At 59.1% G+C, this 23,357-nt stretch carries 16 protein-coding genes and 1 pseudogene; 13 read left to right on the top strand and 4 right to left on the bottom strand.

What is annotated here, in order from left to right:
• Nucleotides 1-113: 113 nt before the first annotated feature.
• From BFN67_RS09050 to BFN67_RS09065, 4 genes are all read left to right on the top strand, one after another.
• Entirely contained in the window at nt 114-1,472 is a 1,359-nt protein-coding gene (locus BFN67_RS09050; protein WP_080919306.1) for a substrate-binding protein, read from the top strand.
• Nucleotides 1,473-1,623: 151 nt separating this feature from the next.
• Nucleotides 1,624-2,499: a branched-chain amino acid ABC transporter permease gene (locus BFN67_RS09055; RefSeq protein WP_080919307.1), complete on the top strand. Its 876-nt coding sequence runs from the start codon at nt 1,624-1,626 to the stop codon at nt 2,497-2,499.
• Between the two features lie 13 nt (nt 2,500-2,512).
• Nucleotides 2,513-4,360 carry a branched-chain amino acid ABC transporter ATP-binding protein/permease gene (locus tag BFN67_RS09060; RefSeq protein WP_080919308.1) on the top strand — a complete coding sequence of 616 codons (1,848 nt, stop codon included), beginning with the start codon at nt 2,513-2,515 and terminating at the stop codon, nt 4,358-4,360.
• Nucleotides 4,357-5,055: an ABC transporter ATP-binding protein gene (locus BFN67_RS09065; RefSeq protein ID WP_080919309.1), complete on the top strand. Its 699-nt coding sequence runs from the start codon at nt 4,357-4,359 to the stop codon at nt 5,053-5,055. Before BFN67_RS09060 ends, BFN67_RS09065 begins: the two co-directional genes overlap by 4 nt.
• A gap of 85 nt (nt 5,056-5,140) precedes the next feature.
• Here the strand turns inward: BFN67_RS09065 and glnA are convergent, their stop codons facing one another.
• Both glnA and BFN67_RS09075 read right to left on the bottom strand, forming a co-directional pair.
• Nucleotides 5,141-6,550, bottom strand: coding sequence for a type I glutamate--ammonia ligase (glnA, locus tag BFN67_RS09070; protein WP_080919310.1), 1,410 nt, complete (start codon nt 6,548-6,550; stop codon nt 5,141-5,143).
• A 54-nt stretch (nt 6,551-6,604) separates the two neighbouring features.
• Nucleotides 6,605-6,943 (bottom strand): P-II family nitrogen regulator, encoded by a 339-nt coding sequence (locus BFN67_RS09075; protein WP_080919311.1) that lies wholly within the window; start codon nt 6,941-6,943, stop codon nt 6,605-6,607.
• Nucleotides 6,944-7,232: 289 nt separating this feature from the next.
• Between BFN67_RS09075 and BFN67_RS09080 the strand changes: the two genes are divergently transcribed.
• From BFN67_RS09080 to BFN67_RS09095, 4 genes are all read left to right on the top strand, one after another.
• Nucleotides 7,233-8,762 (top strand): NAD(P)H-hydrate dehydratase, encoded by a 1,530-nt coding sequence (locus BFN67_RS09080; protein ID WP_080919312.1) that lies wholly within the window; start codon nt 7,233-7,235, stop codon nt 8,760-8,762.
• Between the two features lie 62 nt (nt 8,763-8,824).
• Complete coding sequence (locus BFN67_RS09085; protein ID WP_080919313.1) at nt 8,825-11,605, top strand: valine--tRNA ligase; 2,781 nt, start codon at nt 8,825-8,827, stop codon at nt 11,603-11,605.
• Between the two features lie 201 nt (nt 11,606-11,806).
• Nucleotides 11,807-13,030: an outer membrane protein transport protein gene (locus BFN67_RS09090; RefSeq protein ID WP_080919314.1), complete on the top strand. Its 1,224-nt coding sequence runs from the start codon at nt 11,807-11,809 to the stop codon at nt 13,028-13,030.
• 293 nt (nt 13,031-13,323) lie between these two features.
• Nucleotides 13,324-14,178, top strand: coding sequence for a tetratricopeptide repeat protein (locus BFN67_RS09095; RefSeq protein ID WP_139789112.1), 855 nt, complete (start codon nt 13,324-13,326; stop codon nt 14,176-14,178).
• Between the two features lie 305 nt (nt 14,179-14,483).
• Here the strand turns inward: BFN67_RS09095 and xth are convergent, their stop codons facing one another.
• The gene (xth, locus tag BFN67_RS09100) at nt 14,484-15,278 is read right to left on the bottom strand and encodes an exodeoxyribonuclease III (protein WP_080919315.1); all 795 of its coding nucleotides are present in this window, start codon (nt 15,276-15,278) and stop codon (nt 14,484-14,486) included.
• 120 nt (nt 15,279-15,398) lie between these two features.
• On the opposite strand from xth, the pseudogene BFN67_RS24800 reads away from it, so the two are divergent.
• Nucleotides 15,399-15,568 (top strand): annotated as a pseudogene (locus BFN67_RS24800) (purine permease); the annotation flags it as partial.
• 119 nt (nt 15,569-15,687) lie between these two features.
• Here the strand turns inward: BFN67_RS24800 and erpA are convergent.
• A complete protein-coding gene (gene erpA, locus BFN67_RS09105; protein ID WP_080919316.1) occupies nt 15,688-16,035 on the bottom strand; it encodes an iron-sulfur cluster insertion protein ErpA in 348 nt (115 codons plus the stop codon).
• A gap of 70 nt (nt 16,036-16,105) precedes the next feature.
• Between erpA and BFN67_RS09110 the strand changes: the two genes are divergently transcribed.
• The 4 genes from BFN67_RS09110 (at nt 16,106) to nagZ (ending at nt 23,187) form a co-directional block, all read left to right on the top strand.
• Complete coding sequence (locus tag BFN67_RS09110) at nt 16,106-17,335, top strand: deoxyguanosinetriphosphate triphosphohydrolase (RefSeq protein WP_080919317.1); 1,230 nt, start codon at nt 16,106-16,108, stop codon at nt 17,333-17,335.
• An 83-nt stretch (nt 17,336-17,418) separates the two neighbouring features.
• On the top strand, nt 17,419-19,176 hold the full coding sequence (gene argS / locus BFN67_RS09115; RefSeq protein ID WP_080919318.1) for an arginine--tRNA ligase: 1,758 nt from the start codon (nt 17,419-17,421) through the stop codon (nt 19,174-19,176).
• Between the two features lie 102 nt (nt 19,177-19,278).
• Nucleotides 19,279-22,065, top strand: coding sequence for an SPOR domain-containing protein (locus tag BFN67_RS09120; protein ID WP_080919319.1), 2,787 nt, complete (start codon nt 19,279-19,281; stop codon nt 22,063-22,065).
• A gap of 105 nt (nt 22,066-22,170) precedes the next feature.
• Complete coding sequence (gene nagZ, locus BFN67_RS09125) at nt 22,171-23,187, top strand: beta-N-acetylhexosaminidase (RefSeq protein WP_080919320.1); 1,017 nt, start codon at nt 22,171-22,173, stop codon at nt 23,185-23,187.
• Nucleotides 23,188-23,357: the final 170 nt, after the last annotated feature.

Raw genomic sequence — 23,357 nt, forward strand, 5'->3', positions numbered from 1 at the left:
CTTGGCGCGCCCGGCAGCGTCCGGCGCGCGTGCTTGGTCAGTGTGGTGAGGTGGCGGGCACACGGTCGCAGTCGAGGGAGCGGCCGAAAATTGCAAACGCATGGGAGGAATACATGGCGAAATTCAAATCAGGCAATAAAAGCGGCCTTTCGCGCCGGCATGTGTTGCAACTCGGCGCGGGTGTCGCTTCGGCGGCGTTTATTCCCGGCCTCGGTACGATCGGGTGGGCTTATGCCGACGACAAGCCGCCGATCGGCACCTGGCCAGCCGGTTCGGAAGGCGATACGGTTTATCTCGGCGCGGCTGTGCCTCTGACGGGCACCTATGCGGCGCAGGGCGCGGACGAACTCAAGGGATGGGAACTCGCCGTCGACCATATCAACGAGGGCCACGAACTGATGAAGAAGTTCGCGCCCAAAATCGACAAGGGTCTGCTTGGCAAGAAGGTCAAGCTGCTTTCTGCTGACTCGGCTGCCAAACCAAACACCGCATTGCGGGTCGCGCAGACATTCATCAATGACAACAAGATCATCATGATGACGGGTTCGACCTCGTCCGCGGTGGCGGTCGCGATGAACAAGTTCGCCGAACGCGAAAAGATACTTTATCTCGCAGGTATCTCCGGTTCGAACGACACCACCGGCAAGGATTGCGTGCGCTACGGCTTCCGTCAGAATTTCTTCGGCCAGACCGCCGCTGCCGCGATTGGCCCGGTTCTGGTGAAGAATTTCGGCAAGAACAGGAAGGCGGCATTCATGACGCCGGACTATACTTATGGCCATACGGTCACCAAGTCGGTGAACGATTACCTGAAGGAGCATGCCGGATGGGAGATGGTGACAAATCAGGTGTCGCCGCTCGGAACGCAGGATTTCAGCCAGTATCTCACCAACATTGCCAATTCGGGCGCCGAATTCATCGTCAACGTCAATTGGGGGCGTGATGCGGTGCTTTCGACCCAGCAGGCTAAACAATTTGGCCTGCTGCCGCAGATGAAACTGGTCATCCCTTATCAGATCCCGTTCCTTGCCAAAGAAGTGGGGGCCGACATCACTGAGGGGGTGTTCGCGGCGACCGATTTCTGGTGGACGCTCGAGGATAAATATCCTCTCTCCAAGATGTTCGTGGAGGCATTCCAGGAGAAGTACGGCTATCGGCCTGAATGGGGCGCGGAAAACAGCTATGTCAGCTTTGCCCATTGGGCGCGCATGGTGTCGGAAGCGGGCAGTTTCTATCCGCCTGATGTCATCAAGCAGTTCGAGAAAGGCGAGACCATCCCGTCTCTAATTGGCGACGTTCACTACCGGCCGGAAGACCATCAGTGCGTACGTCCTGTCGTCATTGTCCGCGGCAAGGCCCAGAAGGACATGAAGAACGATGAGGATTTCTGGGAGGTTCTCGAGGTCGTGCCAGGCGAAGGGCTGATGCAAGCGCCGGATGCCTTCGGCTGCAAACTCGGCGACTATACCTGAGTCTCTTACCCCCTCCGAGCGTGGCGGTCGGAGGGGCTTTCACTGCCATATCGGCTGGCTGACGCAACTTTCTGGCGCCCAGGGCGCAACGGGAAGCCTGTGTTATTTTGAGGCCGGCGCGAATTCCGATCCACAATCGAGGTGGGACAAATTGGTCAACTGGGCGAATTTCATATCGCAATGTTTCAACGGCCTGGTGCTCGGCGCGCTTCTGGCGCTGATTTCCTCCGGACTGACGATCATCTATGGCACTCTCGGCGTGCTCAATCTGGCGCATGGCGCCATGTTCATGTTGGGTGGCTATGCCGGTTGGCTGGCTTATACCTATTCAGACTCTTTCATCATCGCGGTGATTGTCGGATCGGTATTCGTCATGCTGGTGGGCGTGGTGATGGAGCGGCTTATCATCCGCCACTTCTATTCCCGCCCGCATGAGGATCAACTTCTGGTCACATTCGGGCTGGGCATCGTCTTCGTCGAAGGCGTGCGTTTCTTTTTCGGCAGCCTGTCGAAAATGACGCCGCCGCCCGCGATGTTCCAGGGCATCACCAATCTCGGCTTTATGTTCTACCCGACCTATCGGCTTGCAGCGCTTGGTATTGTCGCAATTGCGCTGCTAGCCCTCTACATCGTTCTTTATCGTACCCGCATCGGTATGATTGTGCGCGCCGGCATCGAGGACGCGGTGATGGTCGATTCGCTCGGGATCGACGTCTATAAGATATTTATGCTGGTGTTCGGCATCGGTGCGATGGCGGCAGGTTTTGCCGGTATCGTCAATGCGCCGGTCGTCTCGATAGCGCCGGATATGGGTGAAGCGATCCTGGTGCAAACGTTCGTGGTGGTCGTCATCGGTGGCGTCGGTTCGTTTCCCGGCGCCATCCTTGGAGGTCTCATCGCCGGCGAGATCATCAGCATCACCTCGATGTTCAATCCCGGTTATTCCTATGTCATGCTGTTCGTGGCGATGACGCTCGTGCTGGTGCTTCGTCCATACGGACTGCTCGGCTCGGCGGGTCGCGAGTAAAAGCGGGCCATTCATGCTCAAGCAACGTCCTTTCCTCATTGAAACCCTGACGGCACTGGGGCTGATCGCAGCGCCTTTCGTGCTTCCTTATCTCGGCTTTAGTCCGACGACGATCAACCGTATCCTCATCTGGGCTCTTGTGGGGATCGGCTTCGATATATTGTTCGGCTATACTGGGTTGCTTTCGTTCGGTCAGTCGGCCTTCTTTGGTACCGGCGGCATGTTCGCGGCCTATCTGCTGACGCAGACCGGATTCACCAATACGGTGGCCGCGCTGTTCTTGGGGGCGATCGTTTCGGGGGTGATCGGCTATCTGGTTGGTCTCATTGCACTTCGACGTACCGGCATCTACTTCGCCATGATCACGGTGGCGATTGCCGAAGTGTTCTTCTTCGTCGAGTTCAATCCACTGTCGGCCTTCACCGGCGGCGAAAATGGCCTGCCGGGCGTCCCGACGCCGAACCTGCATCTCGGCTTCACGACCCTCGAGTTCGATACCAATTTGTCCATGTATGCGTTCATTGCTTTCTGGTACTTCGTTGGCCTTGTGGCCGCGCTACGTATCGTGCGCTCGCCGGTGGGCTTGTTGCTGCGTGCGATCAGGGACAATCCTCTGCGCGCGCAGGCGCTTGGCCACAATATTCACAGCTATAAGCTGACAGCCTTTGTCATTGCTGCGGTTTATGCCGGTTTTGCCGGCGGTTTACTCGGCATGATGCAAGGCTTCATGCCGCCTGATGCATTCATGTTCGCGACATCGGGCGAGATCGTCATGCAGACCGCGATCGGCGGCGCAGGCACGCTGTTTGGTCCGCTGCTAGGTGCTGCCACCTGGCTTTATCTGAGCGATTTCTTCCAGACGACACTGCATCTGGGTGCTACCTGGAAATTGATCCTCGGTATCGTCTTCGTATTGCTGATCTGCTTCCTGCGGCGTGGTCTGGCGGGTGCCATTATCGATCTCTACCGCCTTGTGACGAAAAAGAAGCAGAGCGAAGAGGGGCCGGCAACTGCACCGCAATCGTCTGTCGTGGTCAAGCTGCCGACGCCGAAGCCCGCAACCGGGACAGTTCATGTGCGTCACCAGCCCGCTGGCGGGGGACCGATCCTGCAGGCGAGGGGCCTCACAAGACGCTATGGCGGCGTGATCGCCAACAGCGATATCGACTTCACAGTTGATTATGGCGAGATGCGCGGCATCATCGGGCCGAACGGTGCGGGCAAGAGCACTTTTTTCAAGATGCTGACCTGCGAAGTGCCGCCAAGTTCGGGTAAGATCGCGTTCGAGGGGCGAGACATCACCGGCATGAATGTCATTGACGTTTGTCAGCTTGGCCTCACTAAGAGCTACCAGATCAATCAGCTCTTTGAACGGTTGACCGTCCGGCAGAATCTGGAAATTGCTGCACTCGGCAAGGTTCGAGGTAAGTTCCGGCTCGATCTGTTTCGCAGCCTTGCTCGTGTTCCGGGCTTGGACGAACAGGTTTCTCACACGCTGGCGCTAGTTAATCTGACACATCGAACGGATACGTCGGTGTCGGAACTCGCCTACGGCGAAAAGAGAAGGTTGGAAATCGGCTTAGCGCTTGCGACGTCTCCAAGTCTCCTGCTGCTCGACGAGCCTTTGGCCGGCATGAGCCCCCAGGAGCGCGTTGAAACCGTGGCGCTTTTGAAATCCATCGCTCAGGGACGTACGATGATCATCATCGATCACGACATGGATGCCCTGTTCGAACTGGCAGAGAAAGTCACCGTTCTGCAAGAGGGCCGTGTGTTGGTCGAAGGCACGCCCGACCAGATCAAGAACAATGCGAAGGTGCAGGAAGCCTATCTCGGCGGCGTTCATGGAGAGGTGGCATGAGCCTGCTCGAGGTCGATGGTCTGAACAGTTATTATGGTGATAGCCATATTCTGTTCGATGTCTCCATGCGTGTTGAAAAACACGAGGTTGTCGCGCTGCTAGGCCGTAATGGCGCCGGCAAATCGACGACATTGAAGAGTCTGATGGGCGTGGTGAAGCCAAAAGCCGGAAGCGTCAAATTGGACGGTACGGAGATTGCCGGCAAGAAGGCGCACAGTATCGCTCGGCTCGGCATGCAACTGGTGCACGAGGATCGTCGCATCTTCGGCAGTCTGAGTGTCGAAGATAACATCGTTCTTGCTGGGCTGACGGCTGAGAACAAATGGCCGCTGGACCGCATCTATGAAATGTTTCCGCGACTGAAGGAACGGCGCACCAGTCGCGGTACGGACCTCTCAGGCGGTGAACAGCAGATGCTGGCGATTGCGCGCGCCTTGGTGCGCGATCCCAAGATCGTGCTGCTGGATGAACCTTTCGAGGGATTGGCTCCAGTTATCGTGCAGGACCTGATGCGTGCCTGCCAGGATCTCGCGAAGGCGGGGCAGACCATCGTGCTGGTCGAGCAGAATCTGGCGGCAACGCTGGCTCTCGCCGACCGGCTCTATATCGTCGCCAACGGCCATATCGCCCATGAAGGCACGGCCAGCGAACTTAAGACTCAACCTGAACTTCTTCAGCGCTATCTCGGTGTTTGACGGATATTTAAAGCCTGCCATTGCATTCCGCACATGAAAAAGCCCCGGCGTCGCTGCCGGGGCTTTTTCGTGTAAGAGAAAGCGGTCAGACCGAATAGTACATGTCGTATTCGACCGGATGTGGCGACATTTCGAAACGCATTACCTCAGCCATTTTCAATTCGATGAAGCTGTCGATCTGATCGTCGTCGAACACGCCGCCGGCCTTGAGGAAGCCGCGATCCTTGTCGAGGCTTTGCAGGGCCTCACGCAAGCTGCCGCACACAGTCGGGATCTTTTTCAGTTCCTTCGGCGGCAGGTCATAAAGATCCTTGTCCATCGGCTGGCCGGGATGAATCTTGTTCTTGATGCCATCGAGGCCGGCCATCAACAGCGCCGAGAAGGCGAGATAGGGATTCGCGCCAGGATCGGGAAAGCGCACTTCAAGACGCTTGGCTTTCGGAGACGTGCCGAAGGGGATGCGGCAGGAGGCCGAACGGTTACGCGCCGAATAGGCCAGCAGCACCGGCGCTTCGTAGCCGGGTACCAGCCGCTTGTAGGAATTGGTCAGCGGGTTGGTGAACGCGTTGACCGCCTTGGCATGCTTGATGACGCCGCCGATGAAGAACAGGCAGTTTTCCGACAGGCCGGCATATTCATTGCCGGCGAAGGTCGGCTTCCCGCCCTTCCAGATCGACATGTTGACATGCATGCCGGAGCCGTTGTCGCCGAAGATCGGCTTCGGCATGAATGTGGCCGTCTTGCCATAGGCATTGGCGACCTGATGCACGACATATTTATAGATGAGCATCTTGTCGGCGTTGCGCAGCAGCGTATCGAATTTGATGCCGAGTTCGTGCTGGGCGGCCGCGACCTCATGATGGTGCTTTTCGACGCGCACGCCCATCTCGGTGAGCACGGTCAGCATTTCCGAGCGCATGTCCTGACAGGAATCAACCGGCGGCACGGGGAAATAGCCGCCCTTGATGCGCGGCCGGTGGCCGAGATTGCCGGTTTCGTAGTCTGTGTCGTCATTGGACGGCAATTCGGACGAGTCCAGTTTGAAGCCGGTATTATAGGGATCGGCCTTGTACTTGACGTCGTCGAAGACGAAGAACTCGGCTTCGGGACCGACATAGATGGTGTCGCCGATGCCTTCGGCCTTCATGTAGGCCTCTGCACGCCGGGCGATGCCGCGCGGGTCGCGATTGTAGGCCTCGCCGGAAATCGGATCGAGGATGTCGCACAGGATGACCATGGTGGACTGGGCGAAGAACGGGTCCATATGCGCCGATTCCGGATCCGGCATCAGCACCATGTCGCTTTCGTTGATGGCCTTCCAGCCGTGGATGGAGGAGCCGTCGAACATGATGCCGTCGGCGAACGTGTCTTCCTCGATCTCTGCCACGTCCGTGGTCACATGATGGAGTTTACCCTTCGGGTCGGTGAAGCGCAGATCGACAAACTTGATATCGTTGTCCTTGATCTGCTTCATGATGTCGGCGGCTGTCGTCATGGTGCTTTCCTGTGTGATAAACGCTGAAACGATTGGCTTTGAAATTTGTGGGGGTCAGACGGCGTCCATGCCGGTCTCGCCGGTGCGGATGCGCACGACTTCCTCGATGCTCGAAACGAAAATCTTGCCGTCGCCGATACGGCCGGTCTGTGCGGCCTTGCGGATCGCCTCGATGGCGATTTCGACGGAGTCGTCTCCCAGCACCAGTTCGATCTTCACCTTGGGCAGGAAGTCCACGACATATTCGGCGCCGCGATAAAGCTCTGTATGACCCTTCTGACGGCCGAAACCCTTGGCTTCGGTCACGGTGATGCCTTGCAGCCCGGCCTCCTGAAGCGCTTCCTTGACCTCGTCAAGCTTGAACGGTTTGATGATCGCCTCGATCTTCTTCATGAATATGCGCCTCCAAATGGCAATAGCAGGCGATTTCACCCGCCCGCGCAATAGGTAAGCATGTTCCGTGCCAGATTGCGCGTTGCGCAGAGTCGCAGGCACTTTTGTCGATTTGATGGGGTATTGCGGCCTGTTTACGCTGTTTCTGGTCGAGGAATTCGGTGATCCAGTATAGCTCTGCCTAAAAATTAGGCGACATGCCTGTTTTCTGCCCTGTGGGATTGCATGGATATGTCATTGCCTCGCAGGAAAAACTGGCTGATCTTCGGTGTCTGATCGGAAAACTGTCATGCGTCTTGAACTTCTATCGCCGATGGAAATGGCGGCGGTTGATCGTCGCGCGATTGCCGATGGTCCTTTTGATGGCCTTGCCTTGATGCGCCGCGCCGGCACCTTGGTGGCTGCCGAGGTGCTGGTGCGTTATCCAGGTGCGGCGAAGGTGCATGTTCTGGCGGGGCCGGGCAACAATGGCGGCGATGGCTATGTGATCGCGGGCTTGCTTGCCGAGAGCGGTTTCGCCGTATCGCTATGGACGTCGGGGATGCCACGGCCCGGCAGCGATGCGGCACTTGCAGCGGCGCAATGTCGGCTGGAGCGGCTGTCCCTGCTCGAATTCACCGCCGGGCCGGATGAACTGGTCGTCGATGCGCTCTATGGCTCGGGCCTGTCCCGCCCGGTGGACGGCGATGCCGCACGCGCTATTGCACTGGTGGAAAGTCTGGATTTGCCGGTTGTGGCGGTCGATCTGCCGTCCGGCGTGTCCGGCGACAGCGGGCAGGTGTCGGGGAGCGCTTTTCGAGCCGCCGTGACCGTGACGTTCGCGCGCAAGAAACCGGGCCATTTGCTCTTGCCGGGTCGCGAACTGTGCGGCGAGGTGGTGCTGGCCGATATCGGCATCGACGATGCGGTCATTGGCGAGATGAATATTCGAATTTTCGAAAACGATCCGGCTTTGTGGCGCACGGCCCTGCCGGTGGCCCAGGTGGACACGCACAAATACCGGCGCGGCCATGTCGGCGCCTTTTCGGGTGGCCCGTCCTCAACCGGCGCCGCCCGGTTGTCGGCCCTGGCGGCAGCGCGTGCCGGGGCAGGCGCAGTCACGGTGCTGTCGCCCGCCAATGCCATGCAGGTCAACGCCGCGCATCTCACCTCGATCATGCTTCGCAAGGTCTCGGATGCGCACGATCTCGCGAAGGTGCAGGCCAATCACCCGCCTTCGGCGTTCGTGTTGGGGCCGGGCTTCGGTATCGGTGAGAAAGCGCGTGCTTTCGCTCTCGATATTTTGGGCGACGGCCGTTCGAACGGCGTCGAAGGGCTGGTGCTCGATGCCGACGGCATCACCTCCTTCCGCGACGAGCCGTCCACGCTCTTCGCGGCTGCCGGATTGGAGGCTGCACCTGCGCTGGTGCTGACGCCGCATGAGGGTGAGTTCGGCCGCTTGTTTCCTGACATCGCTGGCGATGAAACGCTTTCCAAGCTCGACAAGGCGCGGCGGGCTGCATCGCTTTCGCATGGCACCGTCATCTATAAGGGCGCCGATACGGTGATTGCATCGCCAGAGGGCCGTGCGGCCATCAATGCCAACGGCGTGCCATGGCTTGCGACAGCCGGCTCCGGCGACGTGCTTGCCGGTATTGTCGCCGGGTTGCTGGCACAGGGCATGCCGGCGTTCGAAGCGGCATGTGCTGCCGTGTGGATGCATGCTGAGGCCGCACGCCGCTTCAGGCCGGGCCTGATCGCCGACGATCTGCCCGCCGCATTGGTGCCCGTGCTCCACGAACTGCGCGGGCAGCACCCCAAGGCGCGGCCACAAGGTTGACTCGGCCCCACCCTTCGGATTTACACAGGCCCTTGTATTCCCGCCATTTCGGACCTCTTTCCATGCTTGAAAAAACCTATGACGCAAAGGCCGTCGAACCCAGGATCGCCAGGCTCTGGGAAGAGGCGGATGCGTTCCGCGCCGGCGCCGGTTCGGAGGAAGGCGCGGAAGCCTTCGCCATCGTCATTCCGCCGCCCAATGTCACGGGTTCGCTGCATATGGGCCACGCGCTCAACAACACGCTGCAGGACATTCTGGTGCGCTTCGAGCGCATGCGTGGCAAGAACGTGCTGTGGCAGCCGGGCATGGACCATGCCGGCATCGCCACGCAGATGGTGGTCGAGCGCAAGCTGATGGAAAAGCAGATTCGCCGTCGCGACCTGACGCGCGAGGAGTTTGTCGACAAGGTTTGGGAATGGAAGGCCGAATCCGGCGGCACCATCTTCAACCAGTTGAAGCGCCTCGGCGCGTCCTGCGACTGGAGCCGCGAACGCTTCACCATGGACGAGGGGCTGTCAAAGGCCGTGCTCGAAGTCTTCGTCACGCTCTTCAAGGAAGGGCTGATCTACAAGGACAAGCGCCTTGTGAACTGGGATCCGAAGCTGCTGACCGCGATCTCCGACCTCGAGGTCGAGCAGCATGAGGTCAACGGCAATCTCTGGCATTTCCGTTACCCTATCGAGGGCGAGGATTTCGACCCCGAGAATCCGGCTACCTTTATCACCGTCGCCACGACGCGGCCTGAAACCATGCTCGGCGATACGGGCGTCGCGGTTCACCCCGACGATGAGCGCTACCGGACCCTGGTTGGCAAGAACGTTATTCTGCCCCTGGTCGGGCGCAGGATTCCGGTGGTCGCCGATGAGTATTCCGATCCCGAGAAGGGAACCGGCGCGGTCAAGATCACACCGGCTCATGATTTCAACGATTTCGAGGTCGGCAGGCGTCACAAGCTGCCGGCAATCAATATCCTGACCACGGAAGCGGCGATAAAACTCAAGGGTAACGAAGAGTTCCTTGCCGATCTTGATGCTACGCCCGAACGGCAATCCGTGTGGGATGAGTTGGACGGACAGGACCGCTTTGCCGCCCGCAAGCGGATCGTGGAACTGATGGAGGCAGGCAGCTTCCTCGCGCAGATCGAACCGCACCGTCACATGGTGCCGCATGGCGACCGCGGCGGCGTGCCGATCGAGCCTTTCCTGACCGACCAGTGGTATGTCAATGCCGCCGAGATGGCGAAGCCGGCGATCGCCTCGGTGCGCGAAGGCCGCACCAATTTCGTGCCCAAAAATTGGGAAAAGACCTATTTCGACTGGATGGAGAACATCCAGCCCTGGTGCATCTCGCGTCAATTATGGTGGGGTCATCAGATTCCCGCATGGTACGGTCCTGACGGCACGGTCTTCGTTGAAAAGAGCGAGGAGGAGGCGCTGGAGGCCGCGATCCAGCATTATCTCGCCCATGAAGGCCCCTGGAAGGCATGGGTCGAGGAGAAGCTGGAAACCTACAAGCCGGGCGATATCCTGACCCGCGACGAGGACGTTCTCGATACCTGGTTCTCGTCCGCCCTTTGGCCGTTTTCTACGCTCGGCTGGCCGGATGCGACGCCGGAACTGAAAACATACTACCAGACCGACGTTCTGGTGACGGGCTTCGACATTATCTTCTTCTGGGTTGCCCGCATGATGATGATGGGCCTGCACTTCATGGACGAGGAGCCGTTCCATACGGTTTATGTTCATGCGCTGGTTCGCGACAAGAACGGCGCCAAGATGTCGAAGTCGAAGGGCAACGTCATCGATCCGCTCGAACTGATCGACGAATATGGCGCCGATGCCCTGCGCTTCACCCTGGCGATCATGGCGGCCCAGGGGCGCGACGTGAAGCTCGACCCGGCGCGCATCGCCGGCTATCGCAATTTCGGCACCAAGCTGTGGAACGCGACCCGCTTCGCCGAAATGAACGGTGCCGTGCGCAATGACGATCTGTGGCTGGGCGATGCCAGGCTGGCGCTCAACCGTTGGATCTTGACGGAACTGACGCGCGCCTCCCGCGCTGTCACCGAGGGCATCACCTCCTACCGCTTCAACGATGCGGCGAGTGCTGCCTATCGCTTCGTCTGGAACCAGTTCTGCGACTGGTATGTGGAACTGTCGAAGCCGGTCTTCATGGGCGAAGACGAGGCCGCCAAGGCCGAGAGCCGCGCTACCATCGCCTTCGTGCTGGACGAGATCTACAAGTTGCTGCACCCGTTCATGCCGTACATGACCGAGGAATTGTGGGCCGAAACGGCAGGCGAGGGCGGCCGGCCCTCGATACTTTGCCATGCGACATGGCCTGTGCCCGGTTTCGAGGACGGCGAGGCTGCGGCCGACATCAATTGGCTGATCGATCTGGTTTCGGGCATCCGCTCGGTGCGCTCGGAAATGAACGTGCCGCCCTCAGCGATCGCCCCGCTTGTCGTGATCGACGCCAATGACGTGACGCGTCAGCGTCTTGAGCGCCATGAGGCGGCGATCAAGCGCCTGGCACGTATCGGCGACATTTCCCTTGCCACCGCGGCACCGAAGGGCTCGGCCCAGATGGTTCTTGGTGAGGCCACCGTCTGCCTGCCTTTGGGCGCGCTGATCGACCTAAAGGCCGAGGCCGCGCGTTTGCAGAAGGAACTTGCCAAGGTTACGGAGGAAATCGCGCGCCTGCACAAGAAACTCGGCAATGAGAAATTCATCGCCAACGCGCCGGATGAGATTGTGGCCGCCGAGCGCGAGAAACTTGCCGAATATGACGAGACGCAAGCCCGTCTTTCGACCGCGCTGAAGCGTGTCCGCGAGGCTGGTTAGCGGCGGTCCGAACGGGTTCGGGGAAGCGGCCTGAACGATGGCCGTTTCCCGTCTTTTGTCAGTCGGATAGCGCAATCGCTCAACGCAAGTCCTTGCAACGCTTTGCGTGGCGAATTGGACTATTTGGCAACAGCTAAATTATCGATCCGTTAACTATGCGTATCCCATGCTGATCCGTGCAGATTCCCACGGAGAGGGTTCATGGGCAATTCGCGTTTGCGGCTTTTGCTGGGTGCGGGTTGCGCCTGGCTGGCGCTTGTTGCTGCGGCGCAAGCGGGCGGATTTTCGCGCGGCAGTGCCGACACCGACATTCTGTTCGATGAAGGCAACTTCAATATGCGCTCGGGCGTGACCTATGTGGCGCCGCATCGCGAATTGACGAAGCTCGGAACGCACGACGACCCAAAACTTCTCGGCACCAGTTTCACCGACGATTTTGTCGTTCCCTCGGCGGCGATCAAGATCAATTTTGCCGATAATCTGCGCTGTGCCGGTACGCTCGTGCAGAATATCGGCGGCGCGTCGAGCTATGAGCATCCGACGGCTTCGGGGAAACTGAAGGAGAGTTTTTCCGCTTATGAATCGGCCGCGACCTGCGCTGTCGGCTTCGATGTTGGCAAGGGTCGGTTCTGGCTACTCGGCGGCGGTTATATGGAGCAGCTAAGTTATTCCCGTCAGGACGATTACAGTCGTGTCGGTCTCGGCGCTGGCACCCTGGATCTGGATGGCCAGAAATTCGGCTATCGCGTGGGCGCGGCTTATGAAATACCGGAGATCGCGTTCCGCGCGCAGGTCATGTACCGCTCGGGAACGGATTATGGTGCCGAAGGCACGGCAAGCGCACCTGCAGAAGTTCTGGAGCGGGCGCTGCGGGGTGCGGGCATGTCCGATGCACAGAATCCGTTTTACGGGATACCTAATAACCTACAGGTTCCTATCGCCGCTGTCGGCACCGGCCATCTTCCGCAAAGCGTGGACCTGAAATTCCAGACGGGTATCGCTCCCGGCTGGCTGGCGTTCGGTGGGGTGAAGTGGACCGATTGGAGCGTGATGACGCGCCTCAACGTTCGCTCAGTGCAGGGTGGCTACACGATCCTCGATACGCCCTATTACTGGAAGGACGGATGGACCGTTACCGGCGGTGTTGGCCATGCTTTCAATGACAGCGTGTCTGGGCTGGTCAGCCTCACCTGGGACAGCGGTGTCAGCACCGGCTACGATCTGATGAGCGACAGCTATACGCTGGCAGTCGGAGGGTCGTTGAAAGACAAGTTCGGCGGCGAGTTGCGCGGTGGCATCGGCTTAAGTTATCTGACCTCGGCCACCGAGACCAAAAATTTTGGGCCGACCGGGGATGATCGCAATCAGGCGGTGAAGGCCGGCTACGCTGCGGCCATCAATATTGAGTATAATATAAAGTGGTAAGTTTCTGATATTAAAGCAATATCTGGTAAGTATTTCGTTTTTCCGACTTGCCCCCGCCATGTTTCGCCATTGTGACGTTTTGGCAACATTTTTGGTGCATCTGATGGGCAGCCGGCTCCAGTCAAGGAACTCGCCCACTTCCCGCCATAAACCCGGAGCACTTCGAAGGCTCCGGCAAGAACGGGTCAGGGGGATCCGGAGCCGGTATGCTGCATTTCGCAGCCGGGATGAAAATGCGAGCCAGGTCGAGACCCTTGTCCAGCCCGACACGCTATCCGAACGAAGGTTCGATGATGGCACGGGAAGTGATTCAACCTGTGCGGGGCGCGACTTCTTCAACATTTTTCCGGCCGTTGGCCTTGGCAGCCCTGACGGCCCTCGCCATATTGGGCGCGGCCGGTCAGGCAGCCGCCTTCGATGACAAAGTGTTCGACGACAAGACCGGCGTAAAGCCGGAATCGAGTCCCTGGGCCGTTTTCCAGTTTGGTTATTCCGCATACAAGAGCGGCCATAAGGAACAGGCGGTTGAGGCTTACAAATATGCGGCCGAGAACGGCCAGATCGGGGCCACCTGGAAATTGGCACGCATGTATGCCGAAGGCGATGGTGTCACGCAGGACAACTACGAGGCCTTCAAATTCTTCAGCGAGATCGTCAATCAAGATGTCGAGCCGGGTTCTCCTGATGAAAGCTATGTCTCGGATGCGCTGGTGGCTCTTGGCGACTATTTGAAAAAGGGCATTCCTGGCACGCCTGTGAAAGCCAATCCGGTTGCGGCCCAAGAGTATTTCATGCGCGCCGCGGCCACCTACCGCAACCCGGATGCCCAGTTCGAAATGGGAAAGATGTTTCTGAAAGGCGAGGGCGGGGTCAAAGCCAGCATCAAACAGGCCGCCCGGTGGTTGCAACTTGCCGCCGAAAAGGGGCATACCGGCGCGCAGGCTACGCTTGGCAATCTGCTTTTCCAGAGTGGCAAAATCGTGCGCGGCCTGGCAATGATGACAGCCGCCCTTGATCGAGCGAATCCTGTAGATCAATCCTGGATACGCAGCATGCAGGAGGAAGCCTTCGCCGTGGCTCCCGAAGCTGACCGCCGAACCGCAATTGCACTGGCCGACGACATGCTCACCAAGGGCACCGCTCAATAGAGCATTGGCAGAGGCGGAATCGACCAGCTTCGTACAAATACGGCTGCGGAATCAAACCGGAATTTCGGAACGGCATTCGTCAGAATGCCTGTTACTCTGACCGTTATCCGGCGTCTCTCATTGCATCTTCTCGATCTTTGCGTTGCCGCAATATACGTGGTTCGTTGCGGCGCTATCAGGGGCGTGCTGCGCAGTTTTGCAGCGAATTGTCGGGCGCGGGGGAACTGGAGGCATCTTATACTTTCCAGTTCTGAAGCATCGGCTCGTAGTTCCGGCTATGGGCCGATGCTTTGTCCAATTCGATATCAGGTTGCGGCCAGATCCAGTTCCACCGCGACCGGCACATGGTCGGATGGTTTTTCCCAAGCTCGTACATGCTTTTCGATTGATGCCGCGGAGAAGCGGTTTGCCGCTTCGGGCGATAGCAGCAGGTGATCGATGCGGATGCCGTTGTTCTTCTGCCAGGCTCCACCTTGATAGTCCCAGAAGGTGAAGGTTTCGGACGCGTCGGTGACGGCACGTACCGCCTCGGTGAAGCCGAGATTCTTCAGGCGTCGAAAGGCTTGCCGGGTCTCCGGCTGAAACAGTGCATCGCCAAGCCACGCTTCCGGATTCCTGGCGTCCATAGGTTCTGGAATGACATTATAATCGCCGGCAAGAATCAGCGCCTCCTCAAGTGCCATCCGATCGGTCGCCCAGCGTTCCAGACGTTCCATCCAAGCGAGCTTATAGGGAAATTTTACCGGATCATCGATTGGATTGCCGTTCGGCAGATAGAGCGAAACGACGCGCAGCGCACCCTTGTCGGTTGAGAATACCCCCTCGATGAAACGCGCCTGCTCGTCCTCGTCATTGCCGGGTAGCCTGCGATTGACCTCGTCGAACGGCAATTTCGAGAGCAGAGCGACGCCATTGAAGCCCTTCTGGCCGTGCGTTTCGACATTGTAGCCCAATGCCTCGATCTCGGCGCGTGGGAATTGCTCGTCCACCGACTTGATCTCCTGCAGGCAGACGATGTCGGGCTGGCTCTCGTTCAGCCAATGGACGAGATTGCCGATTCGGGCTCGGACGCCATTGATGTTCCACGTTACGATCTTCATGAGAATCACACGTCTTCAAATTTTTATTGATAGCGTCGGCGCTAACTGCCGTTGATCCTGCATCATTGCTCTGAAGGAGGAAACCCGTTTCGACGAGATGGGGTAGAAAAGGGAGGACTCATGCCATCGACGACGCATCCGGGCGATGAGATGTTTGCGGCACCGCGCCTTTTTACTCTCGGGCTGCAGCATGTTCTGGTCATGTATGCCGGGCTATCGCCGTCCCGCTTATTATCGATCGTGCGCTCAAACTTGTACCCGAAGACGTCACGTTCCTAATCTCGGCAAACCCGGTGTTCAATGCGCATCGGGCAGAGCGGATGACCTGCATGAAACGGCGACGAGCGCGGAAGCGGAAGCACTCGCGATGCAATAAAAAGCCCACTCGTCAGCGATGAAAGGTTTTCGATCAGACTGAGAAACTTGTTCCGCAGCCGCAGGAAGCGACTGCATTGGGATTCTTGATCTGGAAGGATTGGCCCATCAGATCATCGACGAAATCGATGACGGAGCCCCCCATATAGACCAGAGAAAGATCGTCGATCAGGACGGTCGCGCCATCCTTTTCGATCGACACATCGTCATCGTTGCGGTGATCGACGAGGCCGAATGTATAGGAAAAGCCCGAACAGCCACCACCTTCGACGGCAACGCGTAACGCTGTCTTGCCGGGATCGTTGGCGACGATATTTGCGATGCGCTTTGCGGCCGCATCGGTTATTTCGACTTTCATGGTGGTCTTGGCGTCGGCGCCCATCGGGTTCACCTTGCGTTTGCTTCCGCTAGATAGGTATGAAGCGACGAGAGCCAAGTCAACTGGTGGTGCAATGAACGAGCGGCAAGTTCGCGAGAACCTTGGCGATATCGGCTTCGGCTACCGCGCTCGCGCGCCCTATGCCTGCGACCCGGCGCGCTCGCGCGGGCGCTTGTTTCCGGAGGCGGAAAGCCCGACGCGCACCGCCTTCCAGCGCGACCGCGACCGCATCATCCATTCGACTGCCTTTCGCCGCCTCAAGCACAAGACGCAGGTTTTTATCGCCGAGGAGGGCGATCATTATCGCACGCGACTCACTCATTCGATCGAGGTGGCACAGATCGCACGCGCGCTTGCCCGCGCCTTGCGCGGTGACGAGGACCTCGCCGAGGCGATCGCGCTGGTGCATGATTTCGGCCATACACCATTCGGCCATACCGGCGAGGACGCGCTGAACGAGAAGATAGCAGAATGGGGCGGCTTCGATCACAACGCGCAGTCTCTGCGCATCGTTACCCGTCTGGAACGGCGCTATGCGGAATTCGACGGGCTGAACCTCACATGGGAGACGCTGGAAGGTCTGGTCAAGCATAATGGGCCGCTGACGGACTCTCAGGGGCAAGGACTGAAGGGGCCGATCCCGCGCACCATCCGCGATTATTGCGGCCTGCATGATCTCGAGATCGACCGCTTTGCCGGCATTGAAGCCCAGTGCGCCGCAATTGCCGACGATATTGCCTATAATACGCATGATATCGACGACGGCTTGCGCTCGGGCTTCCTGACGTTGCCGATGCTGGAAGCGGTTTCGTTACCAGGCGCAATTCTGCAAGGCGTGCGCGCCCATTATCCTGAACTCGATCCCGTGCGAACCGCGCATGAACTGATGCGACGCCAGATCACCCTGATGGTGGAGGACGTGATCGCCGCGACGACGGCCAATCTGGCGCGCCGGAAGCCGCAGAGTGCGGAAGAGATTCGCGCCGCAGGCGAAGCCATTGTTACCTTTTCCGGCTCGATGGCTTCCGCCGAGAAGCAACTCAAGGCGTTTCTTTATCGGCATCTCTATCGCAACCCGGAAGTCATGCGGGTGCGTGAAGGCGCGGAGCAGATCGTCAAGGATCTGTTCGACGCCTATTACACCGACCCGTGCGCTATGCCCGAAGGCTGGCGGGAAGGGCTCGAGAGTGCCGAAGAACGCGTCAAGGCGCGCAGTGTCGCCGATTTCCTGGCCGGGATGACCGATACTTATGCTATTAAGGAGCACCGGCGCCTGTTTGACCGCACACCGGATTTGAGTTAGCGCTGCCCGGCCCTGCCTTTCGAGCTAGCTTCAATCAGGACGGCGGGATTGACGACTCTTGGTATATTCAGCGAAAGCCCATCATGAACATCTTCGCCGATTTCAACGCGCGGATCATAAAGACCGTAGAAGCGCTTGATTTAAAAGATAAAGAAGGCGGAGCGCCTGATCTTTCGCGCATCGCCGTCGAGCCTCCACGCGATGCCAGCCATGGCGATCTGGCGACCAATGCGGCGATGGTTCTGGCTAAGCCCACGGGCCAGAACCCGCGTGCCCTGGCCGAAAGAATCGCCGAGGCGCTGCATTCCGACAAGGATGTGGCGAATGCCGAAGTGGCCGGTCCGGGTTTCGTCAATCTCAGGCTGACAGACAGTTTCTGGCAGGCGCATCTGGCGACCATTCTCGACGCGGGCTCGCAGTATGGCCGCTCGGCCATCGGGCAGGGTGCCAAGGTCAATGTCGAATATGTCTCGGCAAACCCCACCGGCCCCATGCATGTCGGCCATTGCCGCGGTGCCGTGGTCGGCGACGCATTGGCCAACCTGATGGCCTTCGCCGGTTATGGCGTCACCAAGGAATATGTCATCAACGACGCCGGCGTGCAGATCGACGTGCTCGGCCGCTCCGTGTTGCTGCGCTATCGCGAGGCATTGGGCGATGACATCGGCGAAATTCCCGCCGGACTTTACCCCGGCGACTATCTCGTTCCTGTCGGGCAGGCTCTGGCCAAGGAGTTTGGCCGCTCGCTGTTGCAGATGCCGGAAGGCGAGACGCTGGCCATCGTCAAGGATCGCACCATCGACGCCATGATGGCGATCATCAAGGACGATCTCGCGCTGCTCAATGTGCACCATGATGTCTTCTTTTCCGAGCGTACGCTGCACGCCGACAACGCCAAAGCGATCCGCTCGGCCATCAACGATCTGACGTTGAAAGGCCATATCTACAAAGGCACGCTGCCGCCGCCGAAGGGCGAGAAGCCGGACGATTGGGAAGACCGCGAACAGACGCTCTTCCGCTCGACCGAGGTCGGTGACGATATCGACCGGCCGCTGGTCAAGTCCGATGGGTCCTTCACCTATTTCGCCGCCGATGTCGCCTATATGAAGGACAAGATCGATCGCGGCTTCGTCGACCTGATCTATGTGCTGGGCGCCGACCATGGCGGCTATGTCAAGCGGCTGGAGGCTCTGGCGCGCGCGCTGGCCGGCGGCGAGGTCAAACTCACCGTGGTGCTGTGCCAACTCGTCAAGCTCTTCCGCGACGGCGAGCCGGTACGCATGTCGAAGCGCTCCGGCGATTTCGTCACCCTGCGCGAGGCTGTGGAGGAGGTTGGGCGCGATCCCATCCGCTTCATGATGCTCTACCGCAAGAGCGACGCGCCGCTGGATTTTGATTTCGCCAAGGTTACGGAACAGTCCAAGGACAATCCGGTGTTCTATGTCCAGTATGCGTCGGCGCGCTGCCACTCGGTGTTTCGCCAGGCGAGCGAGCAATTCCCGCAGGAGAAATTCGACCGTGAGGCCTTGGTAGAGGCCCTGCCGTCGCTGACCGACGAAGGCGAGATCGCCTTGATCCGCAAGCTGGCGGAGTACCCTCGGTTGATCGAACAGGCCGCGCTTGCGCTGGAGCCGCACAGGCTGGCCTTCTATATGTTTGATCTTGCCAGTACCTTCCACGCGCACTGGAACAGAGGCACTGAAAACCCCGACTTACGTTTTGTTAAGGTTAACGACCGACAATCGACCTATGCCAGACTGGGTTTGGTGCAGGCGGTTTCGGATGTTTTGACGTCCGGTCTGACGTTGATAGGGGCTGATGCGCCCAAGGAGATGCGTTAGGTTCAGCTAAAACACCTGTCACCTTTTACCCACATTGCGCTGGTAAGGGCCAACCTTCCGCGACGTCAATGGCGTCCGATTTGTGCGAGTTCGGGAACGACAATGGCAGATAGAACCCCGCTGAGAGCAGCCACGCCAAACGACATCGGTGACGACGATCCGTTCGCGGAACTGACCAGGATCATGGGTTTCGATCCTCGCGAACCGGTCAAGTCACAGGAAACATCGCTCAAGCCGAATGAGCCTGCGACGGGCGAGGATTTCGAGATCGATCTCGAAAAGGAACTGATGGGTGAGTTCGGTGATGCCGATGAGATGCAGGATGCGCATTTCATGCCGGCAGATGCCGTTGCGCCGATCGATCACGCTGTATCTGAAGAACATCAGGCTGAAGTTCCGGATTTCGATTTCGGTGAGGAGATCGCAACATCGCTGGAGCAGGCCACGGAGCCTCATAGCCACGATCAGCCGCAGGTTCCCCATGTTATGTTGCGGGAGCCCGATGTTGCCTCAGAGGATGTGGATTTCGACGAAGTGGTCGCCCGCTCATTCGGAGATGACTTCGGGGTGGATTCCGCGCAGGCTGACGACCTTTCGGACGCTCTTGAGGCGGTCCCTGCGGTCGCGAGTGAGTCCTATGAACAAGACGGTCCGGAAACCGAATTTGCGATTGAGACGCAGGCCGAGCCGTTGACACAGGCGGATGAGTCGCGTGGTGATTTTCTTGACGGTTTTGATCGCTCGGCTGAGGAGGGCGATCCGGATTTCAATGCCGATGCCGAATGGGCAGATTTGGAGGCGGCAATCGATAGCAATGCTTCCCATGCACCTGCCCTCGAGCCTGATCCATTCGATGGCGATTTCGAACTCGATCTTCACAGCGAACTGGAAGCCAGCACTCGGCCGGCGGAAGATCATGACGATCATAAGGCGCCTGGGGTTGGCGACACTATCATATCGCCAACGGCTGTGGAAATGGAGCCGCCGCACGACGACACCACGCTTGAGGACGAATTGAATGCGCTGCTCAACCGCATGAGCGCGAAACCTGCGGTTTCGCCCGTGGCGGCAGAGGTTTTGCAGGTTCCGCCGACAGAGACGGAGGCCGACGATTCCCATCGGTTGATCGGCGATCAGCAGAAGCATGATCTTGCCCCGCTTCCGCAGCATCATCAATCCGATGTGGACTTTGGTGGCGAAGCCGACATCGAATTCGATGATGATGCATTCCTGGCGGCGTTGAACGAAGATGAGCCCGCAAGCGAGACTTATTCGGATATATCCCCAAAGCAACCGCGCGTTGACGATTCGGTAGCTGCACTACCCGCCACCGCGTCAAGCGGGACACCGCTCGAGGTTTCGGGGGACTGGGGTAGTGAGACGCCGCTCGGCCAGCAACATTTTGCGCCTGAGGTTGCGCCGGCTTATGGCCCAGTTCCAAGGTCGGAAATGCCGGAAGTCGAGACCGTAGAGGTGCCGGAGCGCGTCATTGCGTTGGCTGACGATCTCGACATTCCTGATTTCACATTCGAGGACAAAGCGGGTGAGGCGCCGGTCTTTGACGACATCGATGCCGATTTCGCCGGGCTTCTTAACGAGATGAATGACACCGAGCCGACTGCAGTCACGTCTCGGGCCGTATCCTACGATGATGATGCGTACGAAGCCGGCTTCAAACACGATCATGTCGAGGCGCCAGCCTATGGTGAGCAGCGTCCGTCGGTGTTGCCCGATGGCACGATGGCTGCGGCCACAGCGGCCTATGGAGCGTCGGCTGTTGCGGGTTTTGCTGCTTCTCGATCGACAGATGAGCCTTCTTTCAGTTCGGGTGCCACTGGGATGGATAATCTCGATTATGATCCCAGTTTCGATGAGGTGATCTCGGCTCCCGATGCAGCCACGGCCGACGCCACCCGTCAGCCGAGCAATCGCGGTTTGATGCTTGCCGCCGTTGTCGGTGCTGTGGCCGTCATCGGGGGAGTGGGTGCGTTTGCGCTCTCCTTCGGGGGCAGCGACGGTTCGGGGGCGCCCGTTCTTATCAAGGCGGATAATCAGCCAATCAAGGTCAAGCCGGAAAATCCCGGTGGCACTGTCATCCCGAACCAGGACAACAAGGTCTACGACGTCGTCGCCAACGGCGCCAAACCTGCAGCGCCGGAACAGAAGAAACTGGTTGCCGACGCGCAAGAACCGGTGGATGTGAACGCCCGACCGCCGCTGACCGACAGCGAGCAGCCTGCTGCCGAAGATGTGGGCGCTGGCCAGAAATCCGAAGCGCGCCTGTTGCCGAGCGAGCCTGTGGCGGACGAAACGGAAAGCAAGGCGGTTGCTGCTGTGGCGCCCCGCAAGGTCAAGACGCTAATCGTCAAGCCGGATGGAACATTGGTGCCGCGGGAGGAAGCCGAACCGGCCGTAAGCGTGGCGGCGGGAGAGCCGGCAGATCCGGCGCCTCAGCATGTGGTCAATGCGTCCAGTGAGGACCAGACCGGTGCCGTGCCGCAGACGGCCAAGGCTGACACGCAAGGCAGCCAGATGCCCGAGACCGCGCCTGTCGCGCCGGAGCGCCCGGCTGATCAGCCGGTTGACATTGTTGGTGAGGTCAAACCGGAGACCGTGGCTTCCATCGCACCCGAGAATACGGCGTCTGGCGGCTGGGCGATGCAGATTGCCTCGCAGCCGAGCGTCGAAAGTGCGCAGAAAACCTATCAGAACCTGTCTCGCCGCTACGAGAGCATTTTGGGCGGGCATGACGCCAAAATCGTCAAAGCAGAGATTGCCGGAAAGGGCACGTTCTACCGCGTGCGTATTGCGGCGAATTCGCGCGACGATGCGATCAATCTGTGCACTAGCTACAAGGCCGCTGGCGGCAACTGCTTCGTTTCGAAATAGAAGCGGCAGTTCGATCCAAAGTTACAGCGCGGCTTCGGCTGCGCTGTTTGTGTTTTCGCGGGCACTACGTTCTCCTTGTTGGAAAAAAGGTTCTAGACTGCCTGCATGAGCGAATCACAAACTCTGATTCTCGGTTGCGCCGGAAAATCTCTCACCCGCGATGAAGTGCGCTTCTATCGTGGAGAGGTTCCGTGGGGCTTCATCCTGTTTGCTCGCAACATAGGTGAGCCGGAACAGATTCGCGATCTGGTCGCGGAAATGCGCGATTGCGTGGGCTGGCATGCACCGGTGTTTGTCGATCAGGAGGGCGGTCGGGTGCAGCGATTGCGGCCGCCGCTGGCGCCGAATTACCCCGCCGGCGCGGCCATCGGCGCGCTCTATCGCAGCGACCGCGAGGCCGGGTTGCGTGCCGCCTGGTTGCTGGCAAGACTGCACGCCTTCGATCTCGTGCGCTACGGCATCAATGCAGACTGCTTGCCCGTACTTGATGTACCCGTCGAGGGCGCCAGCGAGGTGATCGGCGCGCGCGCTTATGGAAAGGACCCCGAGACGGTGGCCATTATCGGCCGTGCTGTGGCCGAAGGGCTGATGGCCGGCGGCTTGCTGCCGGTGATGAAGCACATTCCCGGTCATGGCCGTGCCACTCTCGACACACATCTGGAATTACCGACGGTGACGACGCCGCTTGATGAGTTGCGACGTCGTGACTTCGCGCCATTCAGGACGCTGAAAGACTTGCCGATTGCCATGACGGCGCATGTCGTGTTCAGTGCTATCGATGCGGAAAATCCTGCGACGACCTCCGGAAAAGTGGTCGAGGAGGTTATTCGTCGCGAGATCGGCTTTGAAGGGCTGTTGGTCAGCGATGACACGTCGATGAAGGCGCTTTCTGGGGATTTCCCGACAAAAGCTGCGGCAATCCTTGCCGCCGGCGTTGATTTGATTCTTCACTGCAACGGCGACATGGATGAGATGAGGGGCGTGGCCTCGCGAGCGAAACCGCTGGAGGGACCTTCCCTGCAACGCGCGAAACGGGCGCTTGCCGCGGTCAGCGGGCCGGACGACAAGAACGAGGCCGAATTGCGAACCGAGTTCGCAGCGTATTTCGAAGCGGTGGCATAGGCGCGAGTAAGGCCGCTGCCGTTTCCTGAACTAGAGCATGATGCGGAAAATGGACACCGGTTTCCGAAAGATCATGCTCAAACCAAAGAATAAGAGCGCGATGCGATTTAAACAATTGCATCATGATTGAGGAACGGATGGATCGTGGCGCAGATTGAAGACGCCAAGGC

The sequence above is a fragment of the Manganibacter manganicus genome, from assembly GCF_002075885.1.
Taxonomy (GTDB): Bacteria; Pseudomonadota; Alphaproteobacteria; order Rhizobiales; family Rhizobiaceae; genus Mesorhizobium; species Mesorhizobium manganicum.

Bases quoted from the DNA above. Each gene is read 5' to 3' on its own strand.
- BFN67_RS09050 (WP_080919306.1), top strand. From the start codon at position 114: ATGGCGAAATTCAAATCAGGCAATAAAAGCGGCCTTTCGCGCCGGCAT.
- BFN67_RS09060 (WP_080919308.1), top strand. From the start codon at position 2,513: ATGCTCAAGCAACGTCCTTTCCTCATTGAAACCCTGACGGCACTGGGG.
- BFN67_RS09065 (WP_080919309.1), top strand. From the start codon at position 4,357: ATGAGCCTGCTCGAGGTCGATGGTCTGAACAGTTATTATGGTGATAGC.
- glnA (WP_080919310.1), bottom strand. From the start codon at position 6,550: ATGACGACAGCCGCCGACATCATGAAGCAGATCAAGGACAACGATATC.
- BFN67_RS09075 (WP_080919311.1), bottom strand. From the start codon at position 6,943: ATGAAGAAGATCGAGGCGATCATCAAACCGTTCAAGCTTGACGAGGTC.
- BFN67_RS09080 (WP_080919312.1), top strand. From the start codon at position 7,233: ATGCGTCTTGAACTTCTATCGCCGATGGAAATGGCGGCGGTTGATCGT.
- BFN67_RS09085 (WP_080919313.1), top strand. From the start codon at position 8,825: ATGCTTGAAAAAACCTATGACGCAAAGGCCGTCGAACCCAGGATCGCC.
- BFN67_RS09090 (WP_080919314.1), top strand. From the start codon at position 11,807: ATGGGCAATTCGCGTTTGCGGCTTTTGCTGGGTGCGGGTTGCGCCTGG.
- BFN67_RS09095 (WP_139789112.1), top strand. From the start codon at position 13,324: ATGGCACGGGAAGTGATTCAACCTGTGCGGGGCGCGACTTCTTCAACA.
- xth (WP_080919315.1), bottom strand. From the start codon at position 15,278: ATGAAGATCGTAACGTGGAACATCAATGGCGTCCGAGCCCGAATCGGC.
- erpA (WP_080919316.1), bottom strand. From the start codon at position 16,035: ATGGGCGCCGACGCCAAGACCACCATGAAAGTCGAAATAACCGATGCG.
- BFN67_RS09110 (WP_080919317.1), top strand. From the start codon at position 16,106: ATGAACGAGCGGCAAGTTCGCGAGAACCTTGGCGATATCGGCTTCGGC.
- argS (WP_080919318.1), top strand. From the start codon at position 17,419: ATGAACATCTTCGCCGATTTCAACGCGCGGATCATAAAGACCGTAGAA.
- BFN67_RS09120 (WP_080919319.1), top strand. From the start codon at position 19,279: ATGGCAGATAGAACCCCGCTGAGAGCAGCCACGCCAAACGACATCGGT.
- nagZ (WP_080919320.1), top strand. From the start codon at position 22,171: ATGAGCGAATCACAAACTCTGATTCTCGGTTGCGCCGGAAAATCTCTC.